The following is a 17,261-nucleotide window of genomic DNA, read 5'->3' on the forward strand; positions in this document are numbered from 1 at the left end:
GGCCGCCGTCAGCCCACGCTCTGGGCCTGGGCCTGGGCCTGGGCCTGGGCCTGGGCCTGGGCCTGGACGACCTTCGCGCCCTCCTCGCGCAGCTCGACCTTGCGGACCTTGCCGGAGACGGTCATGGGGAAGGCGTCGAGCACGCGGACGTGGGCCGGGATCTTGAAGTGTGCGATCCGGCCCGCGGCGAACTCGCGGACGGCGTCCACCGTGAGCGGCTCGACGCCGTCCTTCATGATCACGCAGGCCATGAGCTGCTCGCCGTACTTCTCGTCCGGCACGCCCACCACCTGGACGTCCTGGATGTCCGGGTGGGTGTAGAGGAACTCCTCCACCTCGCGCGGGGAGATGTTCTCGCCACCGCGGATCACGAGGTCCTTGATGCGGCCCTCGATGCGCACGGAGCCGTCCTCGTCCATGGAGGCGAGGTCGCCGGAGTGCATCCAGCCCTCGGCGTCCAGCACCTCGGCGGTCTTCTCGGGGGCGTCCCAGTAGCCGAGCATCACGGAGTAGCCGCGAGTGCACAGCTCGCCCGTGGCCCCGCGGGGCACGATGTCGCCGGTGACGGGGTCCACGATCTTCGTCTCCACGTGCGGCATGGTCCGGCCGACCGTCTGGGTGCGCACCTCCAGGGAGTCGTCGCGGCGGGTCATGGTGGACACGGGCGCGGTCTCCGTCATGCCGTAGCAGATGGCGACCTCGGACATGTGGAACCGGTCGATGACCTTCTTCATCACCTCGACGGGGCACGTGGAGCCGGCCATCACGCCGGTGCGCAGCGTGGACAGGTCCAACGCGTCGGCCTCAGGCCGGGCGAGCATGGCGATGAACATCGCCGGCACGCCGTACAGGCTCGTCGCACCGGTGGCGGCCACCGCCCGCAGCGCCGAGACCGGCTCGAAGCTGCGCGCCGGGATGACGGCGAGCGAGCCGTGGGAGACGGTGGCGATCACGCCGATCACCATGCCGAAGCAGTGGAAGAAGGGCACCGGGATCACCACGGTGTCCTCCTCCGTGTAGCCCAGCAGCTCACCGATGTGGAAGCCGTTGTTCAGCACGTTGCGATGCGTCAGCGTGACGCCCTTGGGGAAGCCGGTGGTGCCCGAGGTGTACTGCAGGTTCACGGGGTCCGCCGGCCGGGTGGCGGCCTCGCGCACGGCCAGGTCCTCGTCCGAGACCCGCGCGGCCCCGGCCAGGAAGTCGGCCCACGTGCCCTCGGCCACGGGATCTGCGGCGTGCCGGCCGGCCACGTCGCCGGCCTGCACGTGCGCGTAGGCGTCCTCGCCGCTCCCGGCCGGCAGCATGATCAGCTGCCGCAGGTGCGGCGCCGACTCACGGGCCACGGCGCGTGCGGTGGCGGGCGGGTCCATGCGTGCGTCCGCACAGGCCACCACCAGCCCGCGCATGTCGCACTGCTCGACCACGTAGGTCAGCTCGTGGGCGCGGTACGCCGGGTTGAGGTTCACGAGGATGACGCCGGCACGCGCCGCGCCGTAGAGCAGCGAGACCCACTCGGCGACGTTGGGGCTCCACATGCCGATCCGGTCCCCCGCCTCGTAGCCCGCGGCCATGAGCGCCTTGGCCACCGTCACGGACTCCTCACGCAGCTGCCTGTAGGTCCAGGTGCGGCCGGTGGCCGGGTCCCCGTCCGGTCCACACTCCAGGAGCGCGGCGCGGTCGGCGAACCGGCGGGCGGTGTCGTCGAGGTTGTGGGCCAGAGTCTGCTCGAGCAGCTCGACGTCGGTCGGTCCCTGGGTGAAGGACTCGGGGGCGGTGGACTCGGTCATCGGGCGCTCCTCGCGGACGTTCGGGCGGCGCCGCACGGCGTCACGATGCACGGCCGTGCCGCCGCCGGACCGCAGAGGGCATCGGATGTGACACGGACCACAGGCAGGCTACGTCGCCGGGCGGGAGGCCGCCACCTCCCGGGGCGGGGACACGGGGGGCGCCCCGGCCCCGGCCCGGGCCCCGGACGGCAGAAGACCCCGGGACCGTGTGGTCCCGGGGTCTTCGTTCCGGTGGCAGATACTGGATTCGAACCAGTGAAGGCAGTGCCAGCTGATTTACAGTCAGCCCCCTTTGGCCGCTCGGGAAATCTGCCGTGCCACCCGGCGGCTGCTGGGCGTCTCGAGGACGACCGCACCGGTCGGGCGAGAGTCGACTGTACAGCATCCCCGCGCCACGCCGCCAATCGGCCCGGGACCGCGTCCGCCGTCCCCGGTAGGCTGGCCCGCAGAGCGCCCCGCGCGGCCCCGCAGTGGCCGTCGTCGAGGGGCGCACCCCGTCCGCAGACCCTGAAGGAGAGCACCCGTGGCCAGCGATTCCACGTTCGACGTCGTCAGCAAGGTGGACAGCCAGGAGGTGTCCAACGCCCTGAACCAGGCGCAGAAGGAGATCGCCCAGCGCTACGACTTCAAGGGCGTCGGCGCCGAGATCGACTTCTCCGGCGAGAAGATCCTCATGAAGGCCTCCTCCGAGGAGCGCGTCAAGGCCGTCAAGGACGTGTTCGAGTCCAAGCTCGTCAAGCGCGGCATCTCCCTCAAGTCCCTCGACGCCGGCGCCCCGTTCGCCTCCGGCAAGGAGTACCGCATCGAGGCGACCATGAAGGAGGGCATCGACCAGCCCACCGCGAAGAAGATCACGAAGCTGATCCGCGACGAGGGCCCCAAGTCCGTCAAGGCCCAGATCCAGGGGGACGAGCTGCGCGTGTCCTCCAAGTCCCGCGACGACCTGCAGTCGGTCATCGCGATGCTCAAGGACTTCGAGGACGCGGACCTGCAGTTCGTGAACTTCCGCTGATCCGCACGCCGCCTCCCCTCCGATCCCACCAGGAGTCCCCATGCTGTACCTGATCGACCCTCGCGGGGCCGTGTGGTCCGCCGACACCACGATCGGCCGGGCGCGGGCCCGGGCCCGCGTGGACGGCCGCCCGGTCGACGACCTGAAGTTCACCAAGGCCGCCATGCTCCTGACCTTCGACGACCATGTGGACCTCGCGCTGCGTCACGGCCTCGCCGCCCCGCGCGGCCTCCTCCTCGACCACGGGTTCGTGGCCCAGGTGCTCGCCCCCGCGAACCTGAAGGCCCAGCGCGCCAACCAGGACGCGATCGCCGAGCAGCTCGCGGTGGTGGAACGTCGCACGGAGGACGTCGGATCGCTGCGCTCCCACCGGCACGCGGCCGCCTACGAGGGCGCGGACCAGAGTCTGGAGCGCCGCATCAAGAAGGCGGAGGAGGCGGCCCGCGAGACGCTCCAGGCGGCCCCGGACGAGGACCTCGTCCGCCACTGGACGCGCCTGGGTGGCGCGGTCCCGGCCACGATCCAGGCCGACCGCGACCGCTGACCCGCCGGCCGCCGTCGTCGTGGTGGCTCCCGTAGACGGCGGCTCAGGCCGACGCGAGCCAGACGATTCGGCGGTTTCGCGGCCCGATCTGCAGCAGAATCATCTGGCTCACGGGCAGAGACGTCCGGCTCGGCGCTCGCTGGCTCGCAGCCTCCCGCCTCGCCACCGTCACGGAACCCCACGCCCGCTCAGGGCGTGGGGTTCCGTGCGTCGTAGCGCAGGAAGCCGGGCTGCCACCGCATCAGCGCGCTCACGCCGAGCATGCACAGCACGCCGCCGGCCAGCAGGGTCGGCCCCTCCCCCAGGCCCACGGACGCACCGCCGGTGATCAGCTCGCCCAGCCGCGGCCCGCCCGCCACCACCACGACGAACACGCCCTGCAGCCGGCCGCGCAGATGGTCCGGGGTCGCGGACTGCAGGATCGAGCCGCGGAAGACGCCGGAGAGCGAGTCCGCGGCCCCGCCCGCCCCCATGCACAGCGCGGCGAGGGCGAACGCGAGCGTGAGGCGGGGATCGCCGTCGGGCAGGGACCGCGCCCACCACACCACGCCGCCGAACGCGGCCACCGCCCCGCCCCACACGAGGATCGAGACGTACACGCCCCAGCCCTGCGCGTGCAGGCGGGTGAAGGGGGCGGAGAACAGCCCCGCGAGGAACGCGCCCGCCGCCATCGCGGCCAGCAGCACCCCGACGGCGGCCTCACCGCCGCCGAGCACCACGGCGCCGATGGCGGGCAGCAGGGCGCGCGGGAACGCCGTCGTCATGGCCACGATGTCCGCCAGGAAGGTCATCCGCAGGTTCGGTCGCGAGCCGAGGAAGCGCAGGCCCTCGACCACCGACGCCAGGCCCCCGCGCGCGCCCGAGGCGGCCGCGGCCTCGGCCTGCTGCGGCGGCAGGGACGGCAGCCGCCACACGGCGTACAGGGCGGCCAGGAAGGTGACGACGTCGATCGAGTAGGTCCACGCGTAGCCGACCGCCCCCACGAGCACGCCGCCCAGCATGGGGCCGACCATGAGGGCCACGGAGAACGTCATCATGTTCAGCGCGTTCGCCGCCGGCACGAGCGGCAGGCCCACGAGCGCGGGGATGATCGCGCCGCGGGTGGGCTGGTTGATGCCGGACGCGCCGGAGTGCAGGGCCACGAGGGCGTACAGCACCGGCACCGACTCCAGCCCGGCCCAGGCCTGCGCGGCGATGCCGACCGTGGTCAGCCACATGACGGCCGACGAGGTCAGCGCGACGCGGCGGCGGTGGTGCCGGTCTGCGATCGCGCCGCCGTACAGGCCCGCGACCACGAGCGGCACGAGCGCGGCGAGGCCGAGCAGGCCCACCGCGAACGACGAGCCGGTCAGGGCGAACACCTCGAGGGACACCGCCACGAGCGTGAGCTGCGTGCCCACGTACGAGAGCGTGTTGCCGAGCCACAGCCGCCGGTAGGCGGGTGAGACCCGCAGCGGGGTGATGTCGACGAGGAGGCGGGCCACCCCGGAAGCCTAGCGCCGGGGCGGCCAGGGCCCGCCCCGGATCAGACGGACGGGACGGAGGCCCCGTCGCGGGAGATGCGGGTCATCTCCTCCCGGTCCACGACCTTCACCCGCTCCCGCGCCACCGGACCGGCCTGCGTGGCCTGCGCACCCAAGGACTTCTCATGCTCATCCAGGGCATGCCAGCCGGCCCACGTCGTGTACGGCACCTCACGGGACTCGAGCAGCTCGATCACGGACTCCTCCGACGGCTCCTGGGCCGTCCACAGCCCCGGCTCGTCCTCGATCAGATGCGTGATCGTCTCCAGAGAGTCACCCTTGGTGTGCCCGATCAACCCCACCGGGCCCCGCTTGATCCACCCCGAGGCGTACAGGCCCGGCACCGGGGCACCGTCCGCGTCCAGCACCCGGCCCTCCGCGTTCGGGATCACCCCGCGCACCTCATCGAACTCCACCCCCTCCACCGGGGACCCGAAATAGCCCACCGCCCGGTACACCGCCTGCACCGGATAGTCCACGGTCTCCTGGCTCGGGCGGACCCCACCGGAACCGTCCAACTCCATGCGGCGCATCCGCAGACCGTCCACCCGGCCGTCGCCGTCCTCGTCCAGGAACTCCTCCGGGGCCTGCAGGAAATGCAGGTGCAGCCGACGCGAGGCGCTCTGCTGACGGTCCTCCTGCTCCATGAGCCAGTTCGTCAGCGTCCCCACCATGGTGCGGACCTGGTTGTTCTCCTCGATCGCCTGCTCCGAGGCCTCATCGAAGTCGAAGTCCTCCTCGTACAGCACGATGTCCACATCCCGGGAATGCGCCAGCTCCCGCAGCTCCAACGGGGTGAACTTCACCTGCGCCGGCCCACGCCGACCGAACACATGCACATCCGTGACCGGGGAGGCGGCCAGGTCCCGGTACACGTTGTCCGGGATCTCGGTGGGCAGCAGGTCCTCGGCATGCTTGGACAGGATCCGGGCCACATCCAGGGCCACGTTCCCGTTGCCGATCACCGCCACCTGCGTGGCCTCCAACGGCCAATGCCGCGGCACATCCGGGTGCCCGTCATACCAGGACGCGAAGTCCGCGCCACCGAACGAGCCGGCCAACTCCACCCCCGGCACGTCCAGGACAGCGTCCCGCACCGCACCGGTGGAGAACACGATCGCGTCGTAATGCCGACGCAGATCCGCCAGGCTCAGGTCCGTGCCGTAGTCCACGTTGCCCAGGAAACGGATGTCCCCGCGGTCCATGACCTTGTGCAGGGCGGTCACGATGCCCTTGATGCGCGGATGGTCCGGGGCCACCCCGTAGCGGATCAGACCGAACGGGGCCGGGTACCGGTCGAACAGGTCGATGCTGACCCGGAAGTCCCGTTCCTCCTTGGTCAGGATGTCCGCCGTGTACACCCCGGCGGGTCCGGCACCGATGATGGCGATGCGCAACGGGCGGTCAGGGCGAACGGTCACGGCGGGTGGGTCCTTTTCGACGACGGCGGGGCACGCCGGCGGAGCGCGGGGCGAGGCCCGGCACCGGCGCGCGGGATCGACCCCCCAGTCTACCGGCGCAACCGGGAGGAACCTGGGTGAGAGTGCTCACCCGGACCGTACAGTGGTCCGCGTGAGCCCCTCCTCCCCCTCTGCCCGGCTCGGCGCGACCCCCGACGGCGCCGCCCCCGACACCGGTGCCCTGCCCACCGTCTCCCCCGCCCCGGCCGACGACCCGCGCGGGCTGGCCCTGGGCTTCACCGCCTACTTCGTGTGGGGCCTGCTGCCGCTCTACATGGCGGTGCTCGCGCCCGCCGGGGCCCTGGAGATCGTGGTGGTGCGCATCGGCTTCGCCCTGATCTTCTGCCTGCTGCTGCTGACCGTGATGCGCCGCCTGCAGGAGCTGCGCGCGGCCCTGGGCACACCGGGCCGGTGGGGCACCACGGGTCTGGCCGCCGGGATCATCGCGGTGAACTGGCTGCTGTACGCGGTCTCGGTCACCACGGGCAACGTGCTGCAGGCCTCGCTCGGCTACTTCATGAACCCGCTGGTGAACGTCCTGCTCGGCGTGCTGTTCCTCGGTGAGCGGCTGCGGCGGGGCCAGTGGGTGGCCGTCGGGATCGCGGTGGCCGCCGTCGTCGTCATGTCCGCGGCGATGGGGCAGGTGCCGTGGATCGCGCTCGGGCTGGCCACCTCGTTCGGGCTCTACGGCTTCGTGAAGAAGCGCTTCCCCTCCCCCGTGCACGCGGTGACCGCGATGACCGCCGAGACCGTGGTGCTGATCCCCGTGTTCGTGGTGGGCAGCGCGCTGCTGGCGCAGGCCGGGCTGCTCACGACCGTCACCGAGGGCCCCGGCCACTTCTGGCTCATGGCCGGGCTCGGCGTGGCCACCGCCGTTCCACTCATCCTGTTCTCGGCGGCGGCCCGCTCCCTGACGCTGACCACGCTCGGGATGCTGCAGTACACGGCGCCCATCCTGCAGTTCCTCGTGGCGGTCACGGTGCTCGGCGAGCAGATGCCCGCGGCCCGCTGGGCGGGCTTCGGGCTCATCTGGCTCTCGCTGGCGGTGTTCACCCTCGACCAGCTGAACGCCTCCCGCCTGCAGCGTCGGGCGGTCCGGGCCGGGGACGGCGCTCGGGCCTAGACTGGCCGCATGCCCGCCAAGCCCCCCGCCCCCGTGTACCTCCCGGCCTTCCAGCGGCTCGTCCCGGACCTGCTGGGTGACGCCTGGGCCGAGGACGACGGCCTCTCCCCGGCCGACGTCGATGCCCGGCTGGCCCAGTCCCCCGCGGCGGAGCAGCTCGGCGCCGGGCTCATGATCCCGGCCGCCCTGCGCGAGTTCTACCTCGCCCTGGGCAACTGCGGGGACCTCATGGAGACGGACCACTACGTGTGGGACCCCGAGGACCTCGAGGTGCGGGACGGCTTCCTCATGTTCCTGGAGGACGCGGACGAGACGGTCGTCTGGGGTCTGCCGGTGGACAACCTGGCGTTGCCGGACCCACTGGTGTGGCGGCGCTCCGCCGGCGCCGACGCCCCCGAGGGCGAGTGGCAGGACGAGGGCGGCACCTTCAGCGAGTTCCTCACGGACCTGCTCGCGTGGACCTTCGAGGACCCCGAGGACGACGAGGGTCCGGACCGGTGACCGCGCCCGCCCCGGTCTCCCACGCCCCGGACGGCTACGTCTGCCCGTTCTGCGGGCTCGTGGCCGGCGACGTCTCCGACCCGGGCAACCGCTGCGAGCTCGGGGACACCGTCTACCAGGACGAGGACCTGCTCGTGCTGATCGCGGTGGACGGGTTCGGCGAGCACGAGGGTCACGCCATGGTCTGCCCGGCCGAGCACTACGAGAACCTCTACGACCTGCCCCCGCGCGTGCTGCAGCGCATCGCCCTGATGGCCCAGCAGGTGGCGCTGGCCATGAAGCGTGCGTGGGCCCCGGAGGGAATCTCCACGCGCCAGCACAACGAACCCGCCGGCAACCAGCACGTGTGGCACTACCACCTGCACGTCTTCCCGCGCTTCGAGGGGGACCTGCTCTACCGGCAGCTGCGCCACCCGGTGGCCCCGGAGGTCCGCGCCCTCAAGGCCCGGGAGCTCGCGGCCGCGCTGGACCCCGCCCCGACCCGCCTGGACTGAGCGGCCGCCCCGGATCGAGGCGGCGACGCCGCGGACCGCGGCGTCAGGCCGAGCGACCCACCACGTAGTCGGCGAACGCCTCGAGCGCCGTCTTCACGGCGGAGTCCGGCAACGGGGCGAGCGCCTGCTTGGCCTGCTCCGCCCAGCCGCGGGTGATCGCCCACGCCTCGTCGATGGCGGGGTGGCCCGTGAGCGCGGCGACGGCGGCGGCCAGCTGCTCGTCGGTGTCGAGCGGCCCGTCCACGAGCGCGCGCACCCGGCGGGCGTCCTCCGCCTCCGGCCCCTCGCCCTGCGCCGCGCGGGCCAGCAGCAGCGTGGTCAGGGTGGGCACGCGCTCGCGCAGGTCCGTGCCGGGGACCTTGCCGATCCGCTCGGCGTCGCCGGTGAGGTCGATCAGGTCGTCGGCGAGCTGGAAGGCCAGGCCCACCTTCTCGCCGTAGGCGCGCATCACCTGGACGGCTGCCTCGTCGGCCCCGCCCAGCAGCGCGCCGAGCATGCCGGCCGCGGCGATCAGCGAGCCGGTCTTGCCGGAGAGCACCGCGTAGTAGTGCTCGATCGGGTCCGCGCCCTCGGCCGGACCGCGGGTCTCCCACAGCTGGCCCTGCACGAGGCGTTCGAAGGTGTCCGCCTGGATCTGCACGGGCCGCGGGCCGAGCTCGGCCATGAGCTGGGACGCGCGGGCGAAGATCAGGTCGCCGGCCAGGATCGCCGCCGAGTTGCCCCACAGCCGGTGGGCGGCGGGGGCGCCGCGGCGCACGGGGGCCTCGTCCATCACGTCGTCGTGGTACAGCGTGGCCAGGTGCGTCAGCTCCATCACGACGGCGGCCTGGCGGGCGGGCGCGTCCACGTCGGCGACCTCGCCGGAGGCCAGGGCGGGGTCGCCCAGGAGGGAGGCGAGCACCGTCAGGACCGGACGGACCCGCTTGCCGCCGGCGGCCATCAGGTGGTGGGCGGCGGTGTCGGAGAACAGGTCGTCGAAGCCGAGGGCGGTGTCCAGCTGCTCCTCGACCTGCTCGAGCGCGGTCAGCACGACCTCCAGGACACGGCCGTGCTCGGCGAGGGGTTCGAAGCCGGAGGGCAGGGCGAAGCCGGGGTCTGCGGTGGTCACCGGGCAAGCCTACCCAACGGCGCGCCGCCCGCGGTCGTCAGCGCGGGGGTGAGCGCCTCGAGCACGCGGACGGCCCGGTCGACGGCGTCGCCGCCCCGCGCGTCCACCGTGTTGCCCATGACCTTCACCGCGGCCCGCAGCAGCGGGGGTGCGGCCATCCCGGCGCCCAGTGCCGCCTTCATCACGCGCGGATCGCCGATCAGGCGGGCGAACCGGGCGCCGAGGGCGAAGTGGCGGCCCCACAGGTGCTGGGTGATCACCGGGTAACGGGACAGGATCGCGTCCGCGGCGCCGTCGGTCCCGGCCGCGTGCGCCTGCACCGCCAGGTCCGCGGCGAGGCGGGCCGCCTCCATCGCGAACCCGATGCCCTCGCCGTTGAACGGGGACACCATGCCGGCCGCGTCGCCCACCAGGAGCATGCCCGGCACGTGCTGCGGGGTGCGGTTGAACGCCATCGGCAGGGCCGCGCCGAGGATCCGCGAGGTGCGCGTCTGCTCGGCGATCCCCCAGTCCGCGGTGAGCGCCCCGGTCCAGGACTTCAGCAGCCCGCGGTAGTCCAGCTTCCCGAACTGCGGGGAGGTGTCCAGGATGCCCAGGCCCACGTTCACGGTGCCGTCCGCCAGCGGGAAGAGCCAGCCGTAGCCGGGCAGCGGGTTGCCCTCGGCGTCCGGCAGGCGCAGCCAGGACTCCATCCACTCCCCCCGGTCACCGGGCGGGGCGGGGATCGCCCCGTCGACGGCGGCACCGGCGGTGTAGTAGGCCCGCACGGCCACGCCCATGGGCCGGTCCTCGCGGCGGTGCAGGCCCGCGGAGACGGCGGCGCGGGCCGAGACGCCGTCGCACGCGAGCACGATCGGCGCGGTGAAGCGGGCGGTCTGGCCGGTCTTGCGTCCGTTCGGCGCGATCAGCTCCGCGTCCAGCCCGACCACGCGTCCGGCCTCGTCCTGCACGACGCCGGTGACGGCGTGCCGCTCGCGGACCTCGGCGCCGCGGGTGCGCGCCAGGTCCGCCAGGAGGGCGTCGAAATCGCGGCGGGTGCGCGTGAGCGCGTAGTCCGGCCAGGTCTGGGTGGGCGCCCACGGCACGTCCACGCTGCGCTCGCCCGCGCGCAGCCGCAGGCCGCGGATGACGCGCCAGCCGCCGTCGTCGCCGGGCTCGCCCCGGTGGGGCACGCCGAGCAGCTGCAGCTCCCGGACCGCCTGCGGGGTCAGCCCGTCGCCGCAGACCTTCTCACGCGGGTGCGCGGTCTTCTCGAGCACCACCACGTCCAGCCCCGCCGCGGCGAGGTGGGCGGCGGCGGTGGCGCCGGCGGGGCCGCAGCCGGAGATCAGCACGTCGGCACGGCGCACGACGGCGGGGGTCGAGTCGGGCGCGGGCGACGTCGGCGTGTCGGTCACTGGGGGGCCTCCTCGGCGGCGAGCTCGGCGGTGGGCGGGGCGGGGGCCGGGCCGGCGTCCGGCGCGGGGTCCGGGACGGGGCACGCGGGCGGGAACGTGGCGCGCACCGCCGCGGCCAGGGCGGCGGCGACGCGCGGACGGTCGGCGCGGTCGCAGCGGACCTCGAGCAGACGCCGGCCGCGCACCGGGTCGGACAGGGCCCGGACGAGGTCGACGCGGTCGGTGACCCGCGTGTACGGGAGGCCGTACGCGGCGGCCAGGGCGGCCAGGTCCACGCCGTGCGGGGTGCCGAAGAGCCGTTCGACGGGGTCCGCCATGCCGGGCGCCTCGGCCACGGCCCCGTGTTCGAGGCTCGCGAAGATCGCCCCGCCGTCGTCGTTGACGACCACGAGGTCGAGGTCCGGCTCGGTCTCGGTGGGGCCCACGAGCAGGCCGCCCGCCTCGTGCAGGGCGGTGAGGTCGCCGAGCAGGGCCACGGTCCGCCGTCCGCGCGCCAGTGCGACGCCCGCGGCCGTGGAGACGGTCCCGTCGATCCCGGCGAGCCCGCGGTTGGCGTACACCTCCGCGTCCGGCGCCGAGGGGGGCCGCCAGGTCAGGTCCACGTCCCGGATCACCGAGGACGAGCCCAGCACGAGCGGGCCCCGGACCATGGCGGCGCTCACGTGCGCCACCGTCTGCGGGCTGAGCCGGTCGCCGGCGTCGGTGGTGACGAGCACGTCCTCCACGGCGGCCTGGGCGCGCATCGAGGCGTGCTGCCACGCGGCGAGCCAGCCGGGCTCGCCCTGCCCGGCGAAGGCGGCGAGCTCCTCGAGGGTCTCCACGGGCGTCTCCCGGCGCCGGCCCGGCTCGAACCACGGTGCGGGCTCGGGGGCGTGCAGGGCCGTGGCGACGTCGGGGCGGGCCAGCAGCGCGTTGACCGTCCGGGTGAGCGTGGGCCGGCCGAACAGCACGACCCGTTCGATGCGGGAGGCCAGGGGGTGCGCGTCCGCGTCGCGGCCGCCGGCCGCGCCCAGCAGGAGCGGATAGGCGGCGATGGCGTTGGCGGAGAACCGCGCGTTCGAGGACGGCTCGGCCAGCAGGGGCAGGCCCAGGGACAGCGCGAAGGCCGCGGCCGCGGGGCCGGCACCGTGGCAGGCCAGCACGACGGTGCGCCGCTGGTCCAGGCGGGCGACGTCCAGCTCGGGCAGTCCCGAGAGCACCGCCCCGGGCGCCCGGTAGGCCGACGCGGCGGCGGCCGGGCTCGCGCCGGTCGGGGCGACGGCCGGAGCAGGGGTGTGCGGCGCCGCGGCGGCGGCGCCCATGGCGGCCGCCTCCTCAGGGCTCGGCACGAGCGGGTCGCGGAAGTGCAGGTTCAGGTGGACGGGTCCGGCCGGGGCCTCTGCCATCGTCACCGGACCGGGCCCGCCGTCGTCGGGGCCGGTCTCGGCCACGACCCCCTCGGCCGCCAGCAGGGCCCGGCGCACGGTGGCCCGCACGTGGCGCAGATGCTGCTCGGCGTCCACGCCGTCGGCCCCGTCGCAGCCGAGGGAGGCGGCATGGCGGACGTGCGTGCCGAACACGTCCCTCTGGTCCGTGGTCTGGTTCGCACCGGTGCCGTGCAGCTCGGGCGGACGATCCGCGGTCAGCGCGATCACGCGCGTGCCGGCGTGGAAGGACTCCATCAGGGCGGGCAGCAGGTTCCCGACGGCGGTGCCCGACGTGGTCAGCACGCCCACCGGGCGCCCCGAGGCCAGCGAGAGCCCGTGGGCGAGGAAGCCGGCCGAGCGCTCGTCCACCCGCACGTGCAGGCGGACCTCGCCGGCGCGCTCGAGGACCGCGAGCGCGTAGGCCAGCGGGGCGGAGCGGGAGCCGGGGCAGACCACCGCGTCCCGCATGCCGGCGTCGATCAGGGCGGTGGCGACGGCGCGCGCCACGGAGAGGGAGTCGACGGAGGTCATGGTGGCCACCAGTCTAGGCCCGGGCGCGGACGGGCCCCGGACGCGGAGAGGCCGCCACGGTGACGCGGTGGCGCCGGCCGTGACGGCCTCGTCGAGGGTCCTGGCGGAGGCGGGGGTCAGCCCTTCGGGCCCTTGCCGTTGCCCTTGCCCTTGCCGTTGTCGCCCTTGCCCTTGTTGCCCTTCTCCTTGCCGGCGCCCTTGCCGATGCCGTTGTTCCCGGTGGCGTTGAACACCTGGACGACGCACGGACGCGGGGCCGCGACCTTGTCACCCACCTGGACCGGGCCGGTCGGGCTCAGGAAGTCCGGGAAGGAGGAGGTGTGCGCGCCCCAGGTGCCGTCCTCGCCCGGGTGCTGGACGTTGACGAACACGGAGTTGTCGCGGTCGTGGATCACGGGGCCGCAGGTCTCGGCGTCGCGCGGGACGGCGAGGAACTGCTGGACGCGGCCGCGCTCGGCGCCGTCGAGGGTGACCTTGTGCAGCGCGTCGGCGTAGCCGATGGTGCCGGGCTGGCCGTCGGTGGAGATCCAGAGGTTGCCCTCGGAGTCGAACGCCAGGTTGTCCGGGCAGGAGATCGGGGAGACCTTCTCCTTCGGGTAGCCGGCGAAGTAGGCCGAGGAGGAGACCGCCGGGTCGCCGGCGAGCAGCAGGATGACCCAGGTGAAGGCGGTGGAGGTGTGGTCCCCGCCCCGCTCGGTGATCTCGATGACGTGGCCGTCGCGGTTGCCGATGACCGGGTTGGCCTCGTCCACGGCGGTGCGCTTGGTGTTGTTGGTCAGGGCCGCGTAGACCTTGCCGGTGACCGGGTTGGTCTCGACGTCCTCCGGGCGGTCCATCTTGGTGGCGCCCATCTTGTCGGCCGCGAGGCGGGTGTAGACGAGGACCTCGGCCAGGGACATGCCCGGGACGAAGGACGTCTTCTCGTCGGCCAGGGCGATCCACTCGCCGGAGCCGTCGAAGGCGCCGTCCGAGGGCAGGGTGCCCCTGCCGTCGATCTGGGCGGCCGGGGAGTCGCCGGAGAACCTGGCCACGTAGAGGGTGCCCTTGTCCATCAGGCGCATGTTGTGCTTCTTGTCGCCCTCCCGGACCTTCTCGGCGGAGACGAACTTGTACAGGTAGTCGTGGCGCTCGTCGTCGCCGGAGTAGACCACGGCGTGGCCGGACGGCGAGATCACGGCGGTGCCGGCCTCGTGCTTGAAGCGACCCAGGAGGGTGTGCTTCACGGGCGTGGAGGTCGGGTCCTCGGGGTCGATCTCGACGACCCAGCCGAAGCGGTTGGCCTCGTTCTCGTAGCCGGGCTTGGTCAGGTCGAACCGGTCGTGGACCTTCTCCCAGCCGCGGCTGGTGGCGGAGGCGGAGATGCCGTAGCGCTTCTCCTCGGCGGTGCCGCGACCCTTGAAGTACTGGTTGAAGTTCTCCTCGCCGGAGAGCACGGTGCCCCACGGGGTGGTGCCGCCGGCGCAGTTGTTCAGGGTGCCCAGCACGCGGGTGCCGGTCGGGTCCTCGACGGTCCTGAGCAGCGCGTGGCCGGCGGCCGGGCCACGGACCTCGAACTCGGTGGTGCCGGTGATGCGGCGGTTGCGGCGGCCGCCGCGGACGTACTCCCACGGGGCGCCGCGCTTGGCGCGCTGGAGGTCCACGATCGACAGGCCGTGGGCCTGGAGGCCGACGTTGACGACGTCCTCGAAGTTCGAGGCGATGTACTCCGGGGAGAACATGATGTTCTCGTTGGTGTACTCGTGGTTGGAGACGAGGTAGCCGGAGCGGTCGTTGCCGCCGTCGGAGATGATGTTCAGGTAGTCGTTGTTGTAGCCGAACTGGGCAGCCTGCGACGCACCGGTCTGGTGCTCGATGTCGAACTCCGGGGAGTCGGCGAACAGCGGGTCGCCCCAGCGGATCACGGTGCCCCAGTCGTAGCCCTCCGGCACGGTCATGGTGTCCACGGTGCGGCTCACCGGCGCGATGGGCTCGAAGGGGAGCTTGCCGCCGCCGGTCGGACGCCGGCCGTTGTCCGCGAGCGCCTCGGGGGCCTGGGCCACCTGGGAGCCGATGACGACGGCGGCGGCGAGGCCGGTGCCGCCGACCAGGGCGGAGCGGCGCGAGATGGCGGTCTCCGCGATCTGCTGGAAGGTCGGGTTCGCCGAGGTGTTGGGCACCGGGTGGGCGCACGCGTTGCCGCACTTGAGCTCGCACGTGACGGCGGAGCGGTTGCCACGGGTGTGGCCGGCCATGGGGAGGAGGCGCTTCAGCATGACGGGGTCCTTCGCGTCGTGGGGATGGTTCGGGGTCCGGTGCCGGGCCGGAGGTGACCCCGGGGGTGAGACCGGCCGGGGCCGCCATCACCCTGGCCTCCCGCCACGAGCGGCGAGCCACGCCCAGGTGGCCGCGAGTTGAACTTCTCCCGGCCGCCGGATTTCGTCCCGTCGACGTGCTGTAATCCGGCTCACATTCCCCGCGCGGACGGGGACCGGGCGGGCCCGTCAGCCCTGCGCGGCCAGCACCGCGTGGGCCGCGCGCACGCGGTCGGCCCACCACGCCTGCCGTGCCCCGTCCGCCCGGACGCGGTCGAGCAGGTCCGGGTCGGGGGCGGGTGCCCGCTCCCCCGGTGCCGGGAGGGCCCCCGCGCGGGGGCGCCAGGCCGGGGCGACGACGTCGTGCTCGAAGAGCGCCGCGGTGCCGAGCCCGCACGCGTGCGGCAGGGACGGCAGGCAGGCGGCCAGCGCGGCGCCGCCGGCGATGCCCACGGAGGTGTCCAGCGCGGAGGAGACCACCGCGGGCAGCCCCGCGGCCGCCACGATCGCCGCGGCGCGGCGCACGCCCCCGAGCGGCTGGACCTTCACCACGATCAGGTCCGCGGCCCCGGCGGCCGCGACGGCGAGCGGGTCCTCGGCCTTGCGGACCGCCTCGTCCGCGGCGATCGGGGTGGGGACGCCCCGGGCGCGCAGCTCCGCGCGGACCTCCGCGAGGTCGGTGATGCCGGGCACGGGCTGCTCCGCGTACTCGAGGCCCACGTCGGCCAGCGCGGTGAGCACGTCCACGGCCTCGGTGGGCGTCCAGCCGGCGTTGGCGTCGACGCGGACCTGCGCGTGGGGCAGCAGCGCGCGCACCCGCCGTACGCGGGCCAGGTCGGCCTCGCGGCTGCCGGGGACGAGCCCGCCCTCGGGGCCGTGTTCCGCCACCTTGACCTTGACCGCGGTGATGCCGTCGCCGTAGCGGGCCAGGACGGCCTCGACGTCGTCCGCGGCCACCGCGGGCACGGTGGCGTTGACGGGGACCGTCTCGCGGACCGGGGCGGGCCAGCCCTGCCAGCCGGCCTCGATCGCGGCGGCCAGCCACGCGGCGCACTCGTGCGGACCGTACTCCGGGAACGGGGAGAACTCGGCCCAGCCCGCCGGGCCGCGCAGCAGCAGGGCGTGGCGCAGGTCCGTGCCGCGGAACCTCACGCGCATCGGCAGGGCGACCGCGACGGCGTCGGCCAGCAGCTCCTCGACGCTCGGCAGGGCGGGACCGCCCGGCGCGCCGGGCAGCGGGGGCAGGGCGGGGGCGGTGCTCATGCGGTCAGTCTAGGAAGGGCGCTCGGCTCCCGTTCCGACGGGGCGCCGGCAGCGTGGGGCGCCCGGGACGGCGCCGAGGCTCAGACGGCGCGGAGGTAGCCGAGGGCGCGGGCCAGGTCCACGGCGCGGTCGTGGGCGCCGAGCACCTCCTCCAGGCCGGCGACGACGGCGGCCGTCACCTCCTCGGTGAGATGCCAGTCGGCGGTGAACGGGTCGTCGAAGCGCGCCCACGCCGTGCCCACGGCCGCGAGCGCGCGGGTCATCTCGGTGAGGTCGCGGAAGACCGGTCGCGGCTCGTCCAGGCGGTCCTCCCAGCCCTCGTCTCCCGGGGCCATGAGCACCTGGCCGCTGGAGGCCGCGTGGATGAACGGGTCGGCGCCCTGCTTGGCCACCACCGTCCAGTCGTCGTTCCAGTCCACCAGCAGGGCACCGGTGCGGTGGTTCCACCGGTAGCCGGCCTGCTCGTCCCACAGGCGGTCCAGCGGGAAGAACATCACGGGCAGGCCGAGGGTGTCGATCTCCAGCCACTCCGGCCCCACGTAGCGGTAGAAGTCGGCCAGGTCCGGGGCGAGGGGCTCCTCGGCGGCCCACTCGATGGGCTCCTGCCGGCTCAGCCGCCCGAACGGGGCCAGGGCGTCCCGGGCGGCCAGCAGGTCCTCGGCCGAGAGACGGGGCCGGGCGCCCGGCTCGACGCCCGGGCCGGGGACCGTCCCGGTGGAGTCGCGGAGGGCCGGGCGATGTCCGTGGGCGGGGGGCACGCGGGTCATGGCCCCAGGCTAGGCAGGCGGCTCAGCGGCGCGGAGGACGGGACGGCGACGGGG

Annotated in this window: 14 protein-coding genes and 1 tRNA gene; 5 read left to right on the forward strand and 10 right to left on the reverse strand. The window is 74.1% G+C overall.

Going from position 1 to position 17,261, the window contains the following annotated elements; all coding sequences use genetic code 11:
* Nucleotides 1-8: 8 nt before the first annotated feature.
* Both AC3RKA_RS08575 and AC3RKA_RS08580 read right to left on the reverse strand, forming a co-directional pair.
* On the reverse strand, nt 9-1,787 hold the full coding sequence (locus tag AC3RKA_RS08575) for an AMP-binding protein (protein ID WP_489727117.1): 1,779 nt from the start codon (nt 1,785-1,787) through the stop codon (nt 9-11).
* A gap of 232 nt (nt 1,788-2,019) precedes the next feature.
* Nucleotides 2,020-2,101, reverse strand: a tRNA-Tyr gene (locus AC3RKA_RS08580).
* A 209-nt stretch (nt 2,102-2,310) separates the two neighbouring features.
* Here AC3RKA_RS08580 and AC3RKA_RS08585 point away from each other — a divergent pair.
* Nucleotides 2,311-2,799, forward strand: a complete 489-nt coding sequence (locus tag AC3RKA_RS08585; RefSeq protein ID WP_002856881.1) for a YajQ family cyclic di-GMP-binding protein — start codon at nt 2,311-2,313, stop codon at nt 2,797-2,799.
* A gap of 40 nt (nt 2,800-2,839) precedes the next feature.
* Nucleotides 2,840-3,343: a hypothetical protein gene (locus tag AC3RKA_RS08590; protein WP_489727118.1), complete on the forward strand. Its 504-nt coding sequence runs from the start codon at nt 2,840-2,842 to the stop codon at nt 3,341-3,343.
* 188 nt (nt 3,344-3,531) lie between these two features.
* On the opposite strand, the gene AC3RKA_RS08595 is transcribed toward AC3RKA_RS08590, so the two are convergent.
* The gene (locus AC3RKA_RS08595) at nt 3,532-4,827 is read right to left on the reverse strand and encodes an MFS transporter (RefSeq protein ID WP_489727119.1); all 1,296 of its coding nucleotides are present in this window, start codon (nt 4,825-4,827) and stop codon (nt 3,532-3,534) included.
* A gap of 41 nt (nt 4,828-4,868) precedes the next feature.
* On the reverse strand, nt 4,869-6,287 hold the full coding sequence (locus AC3RKA_RS08600) for an FAD-dependent oxidoreductase (RefSeq protein WP_489727120.1): 1,419 nt from the start codon (nt 6,285-6,287) through the stop codon (nt 4,869-4,871).
* A gap of 142 nt (nt 6,288-6,429) precedes the next feature.
* Between AC3RKA_RS08600 and rarD the strand changes: the two genes are divergently transcribed.
* From rarD to AC3RKA_RS08615, 3 genes are read left to right on the forward strand one after another with little or no spacing between them, the layout of a single operon-like run.
* Entirely contained in the window at nt 6,430-7,449 is a 1,020-nt protein-coding gene (rarD, locus tag AC3RKA_RS08605; RefSeq protein WP_060775015.1) for an EamA family transporter RarD, read from the forward strand.
* Nucleotides 7,450-7,458: 9 nt separating this feature from the next.
* A complete protein-coding gene (locus AC3RKA_RS08610; protein WP_489727121.1) occupies nt 7,459-7,950 on the forward strand; it encodes a hypothetical protein in 492 nt (163 codons plus the stop codon).
* Nucleotides 7,947-8,444 carry an HIT family protein gene (locus AC3RKA_RS08615; RefSeq protein WP_136940352.1) on the forward strand — a complete coding sequence of 166 codons (498 nt, stop codon included), beginning with the start codon at nt 7,947-7,949 and terminating at the stop codon, nt 8,442-8,444. The genes AC3RKA_RS08610 and AC3RKA_RS08615 overlap by 4 nt, the downstream gene beginning before the upstream one ends.
* A gap of 43 nt (nt 8,445-8,487) precedes the next feature.
* Here the strand turns inward: AC3RKA_RS08615 and AC3RKA_RS08620 are convergent, their stop codons facing one another.
* The 6 genes from AC3RKA_RS08620 to AC3RKA_RS08645 all read right to left on the reverse strand — a co-directional run bounded on the left by AC3RKA_RS08620 (nt 8,488) and on the right by AC3RKA_RS08645 (nt 17,207).
* Nucleotides 8,488-9,552: a polyprenyl synthetase family protein gene (locus tag AC3RKA_RS08620; RefSeq protein ID WP_144824435.1), complete on the reverse strand. Its 1,065-nt coding sequence runs from the start codon at nt 9,550-9,552 to the stop codon at nt 8,488-8,490.
* Entirely contained in the window at nt 9,549-10,949 is a 1,401-nt protein-coding gene (locus AC3RKA_RS08625) for a geranylgeranyl reductase family protein (RefSeq protein WP_227448730.1), read from the reverse strand. Before AC3RKA_RS08625 ends, AC3RKA_RS08620 begins: the two co-directional genes overlap by 4 nt.
* Nucleotides 10,946-12,886, reverse strand: a complete 1,941-nt coding sequence (menD, locus tag AC3RKA_RS08630) for a 2-succinyl-5-enolpyruvyl-6-hydroxy-3-cyclohexene-1-carboxylic-acid synthase (protein WP_489727122.1) — start codon at nt 12,884-12,886, stop codon at nt 10,946-10,948. Before menD ends, AC3RKA_RS08625 begins: the two co-directional genes overlap by 4 nt.
* A gap of 116 nt (nt 12,887-13,002) precedes the next feature.
* A complete protein-coding gene (locus AC3RKA_RS08635) occupies nt 13,003-15,138 on the reverse strand; it encodes a PhoX family protein (protein WP_489727123.1) in 2,136 nt (711 codons plus the stop codon).
* Between the two features lie 228 nt (nt 15,139-15,366).
* A complete protein-coding gene (locus tag AC3RKA_RS08640; protein ID WP_489727124.1) occupies nt 15,367-16,440 on the reverse strand; it encodes an o-succinylbenzoate synthase in 1,074 nt (357 codons plus the stop codon).
* Between the two features lie 80 nt (nt 16,441-16,520).
* Entirely contained in the window at nt 16,521-17,207 is a 687-nt protein-coding gene (locus tag AC3RKA_RS08645; RefSeq protein WP_060775673.1) for a hypothetical protein, read from the reverse strand.
* Nucleotides 17,208-17,261 lie beyond the last annotated feature (54 nt).

The sequence above is a fragment of the Micrococcus sp. iso_229 genome, from assembly GCF_058072725.1.